We start from the raw sequence: 13,930 nt of genomic DNA on the forward strand, positions 1-13,930 counted from the left end.
TTACCCTCTTGTATGGCGCGATATCAACTTTCTGGCGGAAGATAATTGCATTTCTTTCTGCTGAAACAAATAATTACGTTGTTATTTAACTCATCTTTGAGGAACTTCTATGAGGCATTCTGTTTCAGTAACCTGTTGTGCGCTGTTGGTTAGCAGCTTTTCCCTGGCATATGCTGCGGATGTTCCCGGCGGAACGGTACTGGCAGAGAAACAAGAACTGGTGCGTCATATCAAAGATGAGCCCGCTTCGTTAGATCCAGCGAAAGCCGTTGGGCTGCCTGAAATTCAGGTGATCCGCGATCTGTTTGAAGGGCTGGTTAACCAGAACGAAAAGGGTGAAATTATCCCTGGCGTCGCCAGCCAGTGGAAGAGCAATGATAATCGTATCTGGACGTTTACGTTGCGGGATAATGCGCAATGGGCCGATGGAACGCCGGTGACCGCCCAGGATTTTGTCTATAGCTGGCAACGTCTCGTTGATCCCAAAACGCTTTCCCCCTTCGCCTGGTTTGCCGCTCTGGCTGGCATCACTAATGCGCAAGCCATTATCGACGGTAAAGCCACGCCGGATCAGCTTGGCGTCAGTGCCGTGGACGCGCACACTTTGCGTATTCAGCTTGACAAGCCGTTGCCCTGGTTTGCCAGTCTGACCGCCAGTTTTGCCTTTTATCCGGTCCAAAAAGCGAATGTTGAAAGCGGTAAAGACTGGATGAAGCCGGGAAAACTGATCGGCAATGGCGCGTATGTGCTTAAAGAGCGCGTGGTAAATGAAAAACTGGTGGTCGTGCCTAATACGCATTACTGGGATAACGCGAAAACGGTACTGCAAAAAGTGACATTTTTACCCATTAACCAGGAGTCGGCTGCGACGAAACGTTATCTTGCCGGTGATATTGATATCACCGAATCTTTCCCTAAAAATCTGTACCAGAAATTATTGAAGGATATTCCAGGGCAAGTTTATACGCCGCCGCAATTAGGGACTTATTATTATGCGTTTAATACGCAGAAAGGGCCGACGGCGGATTCCCGCGTTCGTCTGGCGCTAAGTATGACCATTGATCGCCGTTTGATGGCGGAAAAAGTCTTAGGTACCGGTGAAAAACCGGCCTGGCATTTTACACCGGATGTCACGGCAGGATTTAAGCCCGATCCTTCACCGTTTGAACAAATGAGCCAGGAAGAACTTAATGCCCAGGCGAAAACATTGCTGCGTGCAGCAGGCTACGGATCGCAGAAGCCGCTTAAATTAACCCTGCTTTACAATACCTCAGAAAACCATCAGAAAATCGCGATTGCGGTGGCGTCAATGTGGAAGAAAAATCTGGGGGTGGATGTGAAATTGCAAAACCAGGAGTGGAAAACGTATATCGACAGCCGGAATACCGGTAATTTTGATGTTATTCGCGCCTCCTGGGTGGGTGATTACAACGAACCGTCGGCTTTCTTATCCTTATTAACGTCCACGCATACGGGGAATATTTCACGCTTTACTAATCCGACTTATGACAAAATCCTGACGCAAGCGACGATGGAAAATACCGCCGAAGCGCGTAACGCGGATTACAATGCAGCGGAGAAAATTTTAACGGAACAAGCGCCTATAGCGCCTATTTATCAGTATACCAATGGCCGGTTAATTAAACCGTGGGTAAAGGGATACCCCATTACTAACCCGGAAGATGTGGCCTATAGCCGTACGATGTATATCGTGAAGCACTGATGCGTACTGGTTGCCTTTTGATGAAAGGTAACCACTGCCAAACTCAGAACTGGCACGGCTTGCAGCGCCAGTTTCTTCTTCTGACCATCTCCTGCTAAAGTTGAAACTGTACTTTCCTGACAGTATTACTGGCGTATTCAAGGAAAAACGGTTGCACTAAATTACGGATAGTACCATCCATTTCCCCTAAAATGGCGGTAGCTTAGAGAAGAGATACCGTTATTTATTCGGCAGGTTGTCGTACACATCCAGTGCGCGTGCTGTGTAGGTGAGGGCTGCCCCAGTGTTCATTTTTATAGCCACGGACAATGCTTCAGAAATCTCTTCCCGGGTTGCGCCATGTTTCACGGCCGCATCGACGTGCACTGCCAGACAACCATCGCAACGGGTAGTAACCGCCACGGCCAGCGCAATCAATTCCTGTGTTTTGGGATCCAGATGCCCATTTTCTAAAGTCCCCTTGTCCATTTGCTGAAAGCCTTTCATGAACTCCGGCTGCAATGTGGCAAATTTACCAATGGCAGCCAGTAGGCCACTACGATACTCATTCCAGTTTGAAAGCATATCTGCTCCTGTTTTATATTAGAGGATTGTGTATTTAGATCACATAATAAATGCGAATATCTGGTGCCTGGTTCAGAAAAGGCTTCAATTCTTCCACAACGTCTTTTGTAAATAATTCACTGGTAAGATACGCCTGCGCTTGAGCAGTAGTTTCAAAGCCATGTAAAACTTGCACGTCTTCATCCCGAATAAGCAATTCTTTTGAGGTCGCTCCGGCAATGGTATTTAAAAATGGCGCTTTATATTTTTGATAAACATTTGCTGCGGCAGGGCGGTTGTGGTTGCTGATATTCAGGGTGATTTGTAAGTAAGCCATAGTATTCTCCTTCAAAAGGGACCGAGATAAGCAAAGTATTCACAGTCATTGACGAATGACAGTAGGGGAATTATCAACATGACCGTCTGTTCTAACAAATCACATATTCTTGTGTGGCGGAGAAGATTTTCTATGTTGTGTATTGTCCTGACGAGGACTTAATTCACCTGGGTGAGTCTGGAATATGGAGGTCTCATTAGAATATTTGTTTTGAATAAATCCCCCTGTATAGGCAATATTAGCGGTAGAGAGGTAGGTTTTTAGTATTGATTGATAACATTGTTTGCCACTTTGCCAGTGTTAAACTCGCCAGTTTTCCCAAAGCCAGATAAAAAGGATGTCCGGCATTCTCAATGAACACCTCGAGGAAACGGGATGACCATGGGAACAGATGCCATGCCAGTAACTGTTCACATTCGTTGTGTCGATTCTGCTCTGCAAGCCAGGCCACCATCAGCAATAAAAAACCAAAGTGATCTTCTGGCTCATTTTGCTGCATCTCGAACTGAATACTGTTTTCCCGCATCCACTGGCGCAGCACCAGTGTGGATTCACCAAATAAAACGTTCTCACGATCCAGCCAGACGGAGCCCCATGGCGGTGACGGTAAGGCATAAGGCCCGATAAATAAACGCTGAAAGGACTCAGTAAGAGAGTCATCGCCGCCACTTTTAAACATTCTTGCCAGTTGAGACAACTCCTCCGACGGCAGCGGCCATTGTGTTTGCCAGTCATCAGATGTGAATGCTGAAACCAGCGGAGAGGCTTCAGCACTCTCTGGCGCAAAGTAAAAGAGGGCGCCCAGTACGCGTGCCGTCATGGAAAAATTGTCACATTGTGTGAAATCAGTCATAAAACCATTCCGTAAAGTGCGGGTTCCCCCGCACTAATTTGTTAACCTGCCACTGCCATACCGACAGTCATATGTAGCCCATAAAACAGGCCGCGGCCTAAAATTTCGCCGCCAAGCACCAGGATAAGACCCAGTAGTAACCCAACGATATGTGGCTCTTTGCGACGTACCAATGGGCAGATCCAGCAGCCCAGGCCGATGACAAGAAGTGCCACACGGCAGACCTGCAATACAGCATAATCCGGTATCAGACTGCTGGCCTGCTGTACTGAGCTATGAATGCTGGCCAGAGCCATACCCTGTAACGCGATGACAGCAATACAGACCAATAGAGCAAGTAAGCTGATGCTGGAAAATATCGTGCTGTTAAAGGGGACTCTGGATGCCTGGAACAGGAGTGCGGCAAACAGTGGGCCGCCGAGGAATGCAGTCAGGAAAAAGGCGAGAGTCGTATACCCAGTATACCAGGCGGGGACGGTTTCAATGTGATAAACGCGGGTCATCGCCAGGATGAAGATGATACCGAGCACCATACTGATCAGCAGCCAGAGTTTACCAAGCGTTTCTGGCATTTTCCCCAGAACGGCCACCAGCCACCAGAAACCGCCGACAGCGAAAAAGATCGACCCTGCGGCAATTTCATTACTTAATCCGGACGCGCCGACGCGGTTGAGCGAGTTGAACGCCCGCATGGGTGAACCCAGATGCATGATTGACGCCAGAAAGCCCAGCCCCATCACCACCCAAAGAAAAAACATACCGCGTACAATACGCTGCCTGGCGGGCAGATCGTTTTTTTCCGCCAGCCAACCAAGTCCGCTGACAACCAGCGCACCCGCGACACACTGTCCCAGTACCGTAAACAGTACCAGCGGCCATTCATGCCATCCATTTCCCATTTTACACCTCCTTCGGATTGGCCAGATAGCCAGTGGTATCGCCGCACGGACGTGCATTGGCATTAGGTTTAATCACTATGCTCGGTTTGGTGAAGTGCGCACCCGGCAATGGCGCTACCGCCGCCAGCTCGCCGTGTTTCTTACGCAGCTCGTTAATCGGCCCGAAGTCCAGCGCGCGCAGCGGGCAGGATTCGACGCAAATCGGCTTCTTGCCTTCCGCCACCCGGTCGTGGCAGCCGTCGCACTTGGTCATATGACCTTTGGCGGCGTTGTACTGCGGCGCGCCGTACGGGCAGGCCATGTGGCAGTAGCGGCAGCCGATACAGACCTCTTCGTTCACCACCACAAAACCGTCTTCCCGCTTATGCATCGCTCCGCTCGGACAGACTTTGGTACAGGCCGGGTCGGCACAATGGTTGCATGAAATAGAGAGATAATAGGCAAAGACATTCTGATGCCAGACGCCGTTATTCTCCTGCCAGTCACCACCCGCATACTCATAAATGCGACGGAAGCTGACGTCCGGGGTTAAATCTTTGTAGTCTTTGCAGGCCAGTTCGCAGGTTTTACAACCGGTGCAACGGCTGGAATCAATAAAAAATCCATACTGGGTTGTCATCGGTTACTCCTTATGCCTTTTCGACCTGAACGAGATTACTGTGCGAAGGATTAGCTTTTGCCAGCGGTGAAGTGCGATGTGTTGTCAGGATGTTAATTGAGCCACCGTGGTCGACTTTGTCACCAAACATATCGGCATTCAGCCACATTCCCTCGCCCATAGCAGTAACGCCAGGCATGATACGTGGTGTGACTTTTGCGGGAATCAACGTCTGGCCATACTGATTAAATACCCGAACGGTGTCTCCGTTTTTGATTCCACGATCCCGGGCATCAATGGGGTTTATCCAAATCTCCTGTCGGCAGGCCTGTTTCAGAACATCAATATTGCCGTAGCTGGAATGTACGCGGCCTTTAAAGTGGAACCCGGTCATTTGCAATGGATACTTGCGACGGGCTGGATCTTCCCAGCCATTAAAGCCTGGAGTGTAAATGGGTAAAGGATCGATGACTTCATCAGGCTTCAATTCCCATGTTTTTGCGATATTGGCCAGTCGCTCAGAATAGATTTCTATTTTTCCCGATGGTGTTTTAAGGGGATTGGCAATAGGGTCTTTGCGAAAATCCTTATATGCGACAACATGCTCATCCGGACATTTAAGTTTATAAATACCTGCCGTTTTCATCTCTTCATAATCCGGCATATCGGGATGACGTTCTTTCGTTTTGGCGCAAAGATATTGAACCCATTCATGTTGTGTACGGCCTTCGGTAAAGGTCTGGTAAACATCAGGTCCAAGACGTTTTGCTATTTCACTCATTGTCCAGTAAATGGGCTTGCGTTCAAATTTTGGCGATGTTGATGGTTGCCCCAAAATAACATATGCCATATTCCCGGCCTCTTCATGCGGGATCAGATCTTCCTGCTCAGTAGGCATCAGGTCAGGGAGTAAAATATCGCTATATTTTGCTGAGGCGGTCATGAAATGGTCAATGCAGACAATCATTTCGCACTTATTTTCATTCTGCAAAATTTCATGTGTGCGACTAATATTGCTGTTCTGATTTATCAGCGTGTTGCTGGCGTAGCACCACATGAATTTTATTGGCACATCTAGTTTGTCTTTACCTCGTACGCCATCACGAGTAGAGGTCATTTCAGTTCCGCGCTCAATAGCTTCGGTCCAGGTAAAGGAGGATATTTCAGTTTTAACAGGATTTTTTAGAGGGGAAAACATTTCAACACCGAGATCAAAGGTGCCTTCTCGATCGCCAGAGTTGCCGCCAGAAATACCGACATTGCCGGTCAAAATGGCGAGCATTGCAATGGCTCTTGACGTTTGTTCTCCGTTTGATTGACGCTGTGGCCCCCATCCCTGGCAAATATAGGCTGGTTTCGCCTGGCCGATCTCACGCGCCAGCTTAATAATTTTGTCTGCCGGAATACCTGTGATTTGAGCTGCCCACTCAGGTGTTTTTGCTATACCATCCGGACCGTCGCCGAGTATATAAGCTTTATAATGACCATTTTTTGGTGCGCTTGCTGGTAACGTAACCTCGTCATAGCCTACACAATATTTATCAAGAAAAGGTTTATCGACCATATCTTCGGTGATGAGAACCCAGGCAAGTGCTGCAGCTAAGGCGGCGTCCGTTCCAGGACGAATGGGTAACCATTCATCTTCTCGTCCGGCTGCGGTATCGTTGTAGCGAGGATCGATAACGATCATCCGCGCATTGGAGCGTTCGCGCGCTTGTTCAACATAATAGGTAACACCACCGCCGCTCATACGTGTTTCGGCTGGATTGTTTCCGAACATTACAACCAATTTAGTATTAGCGATATCATCCGGGCTGTTTCCGCTTCTGCCACCATAGAGATAATTCATGCCCGCTGTGATTTGTGCAGTACTATAGGTACCGTAACGACCTAAAAAGCCACCGCAGGAATTCATCAGGCGGAAGGGCATTGATGATTTAGTAATATTTCCGCCAGCGACACCTGTGGCGTAAATAACATGTACTGCTTCATTGCCATAGTTTGCAATAATTCGTTTCAGATTATCCGCGATAGTATCCAGTGCTTCATCCCAGGATATCCGCTCAAATTTACCTTCACCACGCTTACCAACGCGTTTCATGGGATATTTCAATCGATCAGGATGATTCATACGACGACGAATGGAGCGTCCACGAAGGCAGGCCCGGACCTGATGGTTTCCGTACTCATCGTTGCCTGTGGTATCAGATTCTACCCAATAAACAGAATCTTCTTTTACATGCAATCGAAGCAGGCAGCGACTTCCACAGTTTACTGTGCAGGAACTCCAGACGGCCTTATCTTCGACGATAGCGGTTTTGTTCGCGGCTTGACTTGTGAAACTGAATGGTAATGATAATCCTCCCACTGCGGCCATTAGTCCTGTTGTTGCCCCAGCCTGAATTAGCTTTCTCCGGGAGACAGGAACTTCGATTAACCGTTCTTCCTCGCAACGATCCATTACGTTCACCTGTTATTATGACATTGTTTAAAAAGCATACAAAAATAGCCAGTGTTAAAATATGAATATTCATTTTTGTGTAATAATGAATGATATTAATTAACATTAGGCTGGCTTTTATATAATATATATGAGTTAAGGGCGAAGAAAGTTTGAGCTATTTACCTGACGGGTAAAATTCAAATTTTTCTCTATTCGGAAAACGAACCCTTTACTTCGTTGTGGGTATTATCGAAGTGGATAATGGCACGGGCAAGGGAGATAAACTTTAGTTGCAGTAAAGATTTTCTATCTTAAGTGTATGAAAAATAGCCTTTGATGGCTTTAGTCACTAAAATTAAAAGGATGACCTCCTGAAATTCAGGAGGTTGGGCTATTTTTAATCAAAATATCATTAATTAACCAGTCATGAAAAACTTTTACTTCAGGACGCATCACTGCTTTTTGTGGTGTAACAATGTAATAGGACCATGTTAGCGGCCAGCGTATATTTGGATGAAGTTGTATCAGTTGTCCTGTGGCAATTAACTGTTCAACCAGCGCACGGCGGACAATTGCCACACCCTGGCCGCTAAGCGTAGCCATAATAACCGCTGAGGTAGAGTTAATATGCAATCCTGTATAACGCGTAGCTGGAGCTTGCGTTGCGGCTAAGACTTCTTCCCATGAAGGAAAATTTGCACCAGGGTGCAGGGTATCATCATGGATGAGTTTTTGTTCTGCCAGCCATTCGCCGCACGTAATTTTCTCAGGCGGTACAATGCGTGGGCTGCATACCAGAACAGCTTCCTCATCCATTAACCATGTCTTATTTACCCCCGACCAGTCTCCTTTGCCACAACGAACACCAATATCTGCCTCTCCGTGAGCCACATCCATGAGTTTTTCCGTCACATTCAGGCGTAGCTCGATATTTTGATGCGTTTCGGAAAAACGATTTAATTTTTCCATTAACCAGTTCATCACCAGAACTTGTGAGGCCGTGAGAATGACGACGGATCGAGCCTGACGACCGCGCAGTTTATTAAGTCCTGACTCAAGGCTATCGAGCCCTTGAGTGATCTCTTTTAGCGCATCCTGAGCCTCAGTCACGAGCGTGAGCCTTTCTTTACCAGAACGTGTACGGTGTAAAAGGGGGTGGCCTACCCAGTCTTCAAGTGCCCGAACCAGTTGTCCTACGGCTGCCGGGGTGACGCCTAGCTCTTTGGCTGCACCTGTGAAGCTACCATGACGCGCAGTTGCTTCAAAAGCGTGCAGCCATTTCAAGCGATTAAGCGAACGCATTTTATTCTCCATCTCATACAATGGAACTAGTATACGTGATCGAGATAGATTTTCTTCCTCAATTTTCAATGTAAATACTCATGCGGAACCGGATAAACGTTGTTTTGCTTATCTTGAATAAGATAATAAGCTGATGATTTATTTCTTTGTTTATGATGATTTTTTCTGGCATCAGTGATGCCGATACAAAAATCTCTTTAGCGTGTTTTTTTTGCTCCGTCAAGGAATTTATTCTATTTGATGTTGAAATATTTTTTCATTGGTGTTCATTCATTAACAGTGACAGTATATTTAATGTAATAATTTTATATTTTAGGCGATATTATGGAATGGACTTCACTGAATATAGCGCACCATATCACCGCTCCGAATCCGTTAGCCATACGGAAAGAATTTATACCTGCAGCTCATTGTTTTCCTGAGCATAAGCATAAATGGCATCAGGTCGTTTATGCAACAGCAGGTGATTTAATGGTTAAAACAATTGAACAATCATTTTTGATTTCACCGAAATTACAGGCTGTCTGGTTGCCTGCGGGAACTCAACATCAGGTCGGCTCATCACAAGGGGCTTATTTTAATAGCTTATGGATAGCTAACGATGCTCATAATCAATTTGACATGTCGGAACCTACCATTTTTGATGTTTCCCCATTCCTTAAGGCGCTTATCTTAGAAATATCAGACAGAAGAATAAATGATGAAGTTTATATAGAGAAACTAATACAGTTAATTTTATACCATCTGGGAAATGTTCGTAGCGCTCAATTTATTTTACCCTGGCCTCAAAATCGATCATTGGTAAAAATATGTGAATCATTATGCGAAAACCCGTCGGATACACGATCACAGGAAGAATGGTGCCATGAACTGGGAATGTCGGGGCGTACATTATCAAGACGTTTTACTATCGAAACAGGAATGAGTTTACGTTCCTGGAAAAAACGCCTGCGATTAATGAAAGCTATTGAGTTACTCGACTGTGGTAAAGGAGTAACAGAAATAGCTATAGACTTAGGATATAGCTCGAGTTCTGCATTTGTTTATGCATTTCATCTTACTATGGGACATGCTCCTCTGGATTATATGAAGAGAAGGTATTAGTTTTATTTTATAAATGTGACTTACCTCACTCACTGAATAAGTATGTTAATTTTTATATTTTTCGCTGTAACATAAATGGCGGCTACTCTACATCATCTGTCTTTTTTTAGAAATGACAAAGTAGCTATCAGGCGTATAGAATTTTTCGGTACCAAATAATATATAAATGAAAGAACTTAGTAATAACAAAAGTCAGGGCGATAAATTCGGCCAGATGAGAAAATTTATCTAAAGGAGTTTTTAGAGTGAAGATTACGAAGATAGAAACACTTGAAATTGATCTGTCCGGGCAAAATGGACTTGATTTGTGGCGACCAATTTACGTGCGAATACATACTGATGAAGGAATCTCTGGTATGGGGGAAGCGAGCCTTGCTTATGGTACGGCATCAGAGGCTATTGCTCCGATGATTCGTATACTTGCTGAACGTTTTCTTCTGGGACAGGACCCTAATGATACTGAAACGCTATGGGAAATCATGCGACAGCGTTCATTTTGGGCCTTAGGGGGAGGCCCCGTGATATTTGGGGCTATGAGCGCTTTGGATGCGGCACTTTGGGATATAAAAGGCAGAGCCGCAGGCTTATCGGTTCATCGCCTGCTGGGAGCAAAAACACCAGCACCTTTGCGTTGCTATGCGAGCCAGCTTCATTTTGGTTGGACCGATGAATCATTGATGCTTAACGATCCTGCTGAATTTCGAGAAACAGCACAAATTGCGCGAGCTGAAGGCTATGATTGCGTGAAGCTTTGTCCTGTTTATGTTGATGCTAATGGGGAACGTATTCGTAAACGGGGAGTGTTTACTCCAGCCGAACGCAAACTGGCGCGTTCTCGTATGGAGGCGGTCCGTGAAGGAATTGGTGAGGAGTGTGACATCATTATCGAATGGAATTCACTTACTTCAACCTCCGGAGCGTTACAGCTAGCCGATTACTTTTCTGATTTAAATATTTTGTTCATGGAAGAACCTACCCACTACAATAGCCCAGAGGCGCAAATAAAAGTCTCCAGGGAGTCATCCATTCCTGTTGCAGCAGGGGAGCGATTATATACCCGATGGGGATTCCTGCCGTATCTACAACAAGGTGCCATCGACATGATTCAACCTGATATTGGCTTGGTTGGTGGTATCACAGAAGGTATGAAGATTGCTCATTTGGCACATGCTTTTGACGTCGGGGTTCAGGCGCATAATTGTGGTTCGCCACTTGCTATCGCGATTGCATTACAATTTGAAGCAGCTATTCCAAATTTTGAGATCCATGAGCACCACTCTTTTAATCTTAAATCTTGTAACCGGGAGTTGTTTGAAGAAGATTTACAGCCAGTAAATGGAAAAATTGCTGTTCCTGTAACACCCGGTTTTGGTATGACACTTAGAAAAGATGCTGAAAAACGGATGAATATAGTAACTATCTGTGAAAAATAATTATTGGTGAAATGAATTCTACTAACTAAATAGTATGGGGGAAATAGATCTGACAGCAGAATCTTTTCTTCCCATATGATCTAAGTAATAAGATCTAATATAAAGATTTGCCTACTGAACATCTGTCCTGGAGTTTATCAATAAATGAAACAAGAAATGGCATTAGACAATGTTAAGGAAAATGTTGGAAAAAATAAAATCCCATTTACTTCTTATGATGTCGGTTGGGTAATAATGTGTATCGGCATGGCAATTGGCTCCGGAATTGTATTTATGCCATTGCAAATGAGTGTTAAAGGTTTTTGGGCAACTGCGATTGCATTACTTATTACATATCCTATAGTTTATCTATTAACAAAATTGTATATTACCTCTCTTTCAGAAACGAAACAGACAGATTATGCGGGGACTATAACGCAATATTTAGGGAGAAACTGGGGGGCTTTTTTGAGCTTCCTCTATTTTTTTACAATATTGAAGGGGATGCTGGGTTATGCGGCTACTATAACTAATGATACTTCCAGTTATTTGCAGCGTTTTGGTGTTACTCAACATTCACTATCCGATACGTTATGGTTTCCTCTGGTATTGTTGGTAGCAATGGTTCTGGTTGCCTCCCGTGGGGAACGTTTGCTCTTTAAAATTTCCGGGCCATTTATTGTATTTAAACTCATGATTATAATTGTGTTAGGTGCATTGATGGTCCCTTATTGGAACATGAATAATGTCAGCATGGCAAGCCCTGACAGTTTAATTGATTTAATGAGAGATGTTTTGGTTTCTCTCCCTTTTGCATTATTTTCGATTGTATTTATTCAGGTTCTTAATCCAATGAATATTGCATTCAGGAAAATTGAATCAGACCCTAAAGTCGCAACATTTCGCGCTCTCAGGGCAAGTCGGATAGCATATATTATCCTTGTTGTGTCTGTTCTGTTTTTTGCGTTTTCATTTATGTTTTCAACCACCCCGGAACAAGCAAAGATGGGGATTTCTCAAAATACATCAGCGCTGGCGCTGATGGCAAAGATTATCCCTGAAAACACTGGCGGATTTATACCAGTACTTTCGGTTTTACTAAGCATTTCTGCTATTTTAACTTCTTTTTTTGGTATTTATCTCGGTTTTTACGATGCATTATCAGGAATTATTATTAATATTGCAGACCGCTTCATTGTACGTGGTAAGAAATTTAATAATTTTCTCCCTTATTTGGTTACACTTACTGCGATCGTGCTTCTTTGGGGATGGGTTGTTGCCGATGTGTCTACAATGGCATTACTCCAATGGACTGTGGGAACCTTTGGATTAGTTTCTTGCCTTATTCCGTGCTATCTGATCTGGCGAGTGCCATCTTTACAAAAATATAAATCCCCTGCGGTAATTTTCGTATCACTAATGGGCTTTATGCTGGTGGTATCGCCATTATTTAAGCTCCTTGAAAAATAAAGGTTTTACAAGTCATTAAACGGTATAACATCTAAGAGAGAATCTGGCTCTTAGATGTTGCTAATTGCGAGATAGATTTTCTTTAGCGGCCAGCAAAATCTTCTGATTCGTCAGTCCTCGTCGTTGAAGCCATCATTAGTTCACATAAAAGCAGTAATCAATTATTTAAGAGGTTAACGATGAGCGCATTATTTACAGGTAAAAAATTGTTAGTAGTAGGTGGTACCAGCGGTATGGGTTTCGAAACAGCGAAACGGGTATTGAAAAATGGTGGTAGCGTGGTGCTGATTGGCAATCGCCAGGACAAAGCAGAGCAAGCCCGTCAGGCTCTGGCGACAGAAGGTCAGGTTGCCATTATTGTTGCCGATTTGATGACAGAAGAAGGAATGAAACATGTGCTGGATACCATCAATGCGGAGCATAAAGACGTTAGCTTGCTGGTGAATGCGGCTGGCGTGTTCTTCCCAAAACCGTTTACCGAGCACGAACCTTCCGATTACGACATGTATATGAGCATTAACCGTGCCACTTTCTTCATTACCCGTGATGTTGTGCGCAATATGGTTGAGGCAGGTATCAAGGGATCTATCGTCAATATTGGCTCTATGTGGGCACAGCAAGCTATAGGCGCTACACCGTCTTCAGCTTACTCCATGGCAAAAGCGGGTCTTCATGCGTTGACTAAAAATCTGGCGATTGAGTTGGGCAGCAACGGGATTCGTGTGAACGCAGTTTCTCCTGCGGTCGTACATACACCGATTTACGAAGGTTTTATCCCTAAAGACGATGTGAAGGATGTAATGAACAGCTTTGATAGCTTCCATCCGATTGGTCGTGTGGGGACACCGGTTGATATAGCTGAAACGGTAGCATTCCTGCTGTCTGACAAGACAGGCTGGGTTAGTGGCGCGATTTGGGATATCGACGGTGGTGTGATGGCTGGTCGTAACGCCTGATAACAAGGCCACACGCGGACAACCGTGTGTGGTTATTAGGGAGCAGATTCAATCCTGTTCACATTATGTCATTGATGCGGATGAACCAGAAGTATTGGGCAGAGGAAGCATGATAAATTTATTCACCTGTTGCCAATCATACGCAGAAAATAACACTAACAAGATTAAGTACGTTATTCGTGTCTGTGGAAATATCCATTAGTTTGAGGAGAGCCATTACTGGGTTATTAATGCCTCACTAAATAGATAGTTTGTGACACAAAACATACATTGAAGGCGATTTAATTCCG

The 13,930-nt window shown here is 44.9% G+C and carries 12 protein-coding genes; 5 read left to right on the plus strand and 7 right to left on the minus strand.

Going from position 1 to position 13,930, the window contains the following annotated elements:
* Positions 1-109 precede the first annotated feature (109 nt).
* Positions 110-1,723, plus strand: a complete 1,614-nt coding sequence (locus ACLJRH_RS03330; RefSeq protein ID WP_001527810.1) for an ABC transporter substrate-binding protein — start codon at positions 110-112, stop codon at positions 1,721-1,723.
* Positions 1,724-1,942: 219 nt separating this feature from the next.
* Here ACLJRH_RS03330 and ACLJRH_RS03335 read toward each other — a convergent pair whose 3' ends face one another.
* The 7 genes from ACLJRH_RS03335 to ACLJRH_RS03365 form a co-directional block, all read right to left on the minus strand.
* On the minus strand, positions 1,943-2,287 hold the full coding sequence (locus ACLJRH_RS03335) for a carboxymuconolactone decarboxylase family protein (RefSeq protein WP_000950636.1): 345 nt from the start codon (positions 2,285-2,287) through the stop codon (positions 1,943-1,945).
* A gap of 34 nt (positions 2,288-2,321) precedes the next feature.
* Positions 2,322-2,603, minus strand: a complete 282-nt coding sequence (locus ACLJRH_RS03340; RefSeq protein ID WP_000323820.1) for a hypothetical protein — start codon at positions 2,601-2,603, stop codon at positions 2,322-2,324.
* Positions 2,604-2,841: 238 nt separating this feature from the next.
* Complete coding sequence (gene dmsD / locus ACLJRH_RS03345) at positions 2,842-3,456, minus strand: Tat proofreading chaperone DmsD (protein ID WP_023137145.1); 615 nt, start codon at positions 3,454-3,456, stop codon at positions 2,842-2,844.
* Positions 3,457-3,497: 41 nt separating this feature from the next.
* Positions 3,498-4,355, minus strand: a complete 858-nt coding sequence (locus ACLJRH_RS03350) for a dimethyl sulfoxide reductase anchor subunit family protein (RefSeq protein WP_023137144.1) — start codon at positions 4,353-4,355, stop codon at positions 3,498-3,500.
* A 1-nt stretch (position 4,356) separates the two neighbouring features.
* Complete coding sequence (locus ACLJRH_RS03355; RefSeq protein WP_000213088.1) at positions 4,357-4,974, minus strand: DMSO/selenate family reductase complex B subunit; 618 nt, start codon at positions 4,972-4,974, stop codon at positions 4,357-4,359.
* A gap of 10 nt (positions 4,975-4,984) precedes the next feature.
* Positions 4,985-7,414, minus strand: coding sequence for a DMSO/selenate family reductase complex A subunit (locus ACLJRH_RS03360; protein ID WP_024147825.1), 2,430 nt, complete (start codon positions 7,412-7,414; stop codon positions 4,985-4,987).
* Between the two features lie 360 nt (positions 7,415-7,774).
* A complete protein-coding gene (locus tag ACLJRH_RS03365; RefSeq protein WP_001257182.1) occupies positions 7,775-8,698 on the minus strand; it encodes a LysR substrate-binding domain-containing protein in 924 nt (307 codons plus the stop codon).
* A 324-nt stretch (positions 8,699-9,022) separates the two neighbouring features.
* Here ACLJRH_RS03365 and ACLJRH_RS03370 point away from each other — a divergent pair, with 324 nt between their 5' ends.
* From ACLJRH_RS03370 to ACLJRH_RS03385, 4 genes are all read left to right on the plus strand, one after another.
* Entirely contained in the window at positions 9,023-9,802 is a 780-nt protein-coding gene (locus tag ACLJRH_RS03370) for an AraC family transcriptional regulator (protein ID WP_001649234.1), read from the plus strand.
* Between the two features lie 245 nt (positions 9,803-10,047).
* A complete protein-coding gene (locus ACLJRH_RS03375; protein WP_023137142.1) occupies positions 10,048-11,235 on the plus strand; it encodes a mandelate racemase/muconate lactonizing enzyme family protein in 1,188 nt (395 codons plus the stop codon).
* Between the two features lie 144 nt (positions 11,236-11,379).
* The gene (locus ACLJRH_RS03380) at positions 11,380-12,684 is read left to right on the plus strand and encodes an aromatic amino acid transport family protein (RefSeq protein ID WP_000807034.1); all 1,305 of its coding nucleotides are present in this window, start codon (positions 11,380-11,382) and stop codon (positions 12,682-12,684) included.
* A gap of 179 nt (positions 12,685-12,863) precedes the next feature.
* Entirely contained in the window at positions 12,864-13,640 is a 777-nt protein-coding gene (locus ACLJRH_RS03385) for an SDR family NAD(P)-dependent oxidoreductase (RefSeq protein ID WP_023137141.1), read from the plus strand.
* Positions 13,641-13,930: the final 290 nt, after the last annotated feature.

The sequence above is a fragment of the Salmonella sp. SAL04162 genome (assembly GCF_046551535.1).
GTDB lineage: Bacteria > Pseudomonadota > Gammaproteobacteria > Enterobacterales > Enterobacteriaceae > Salmonella > Salmonella enterica.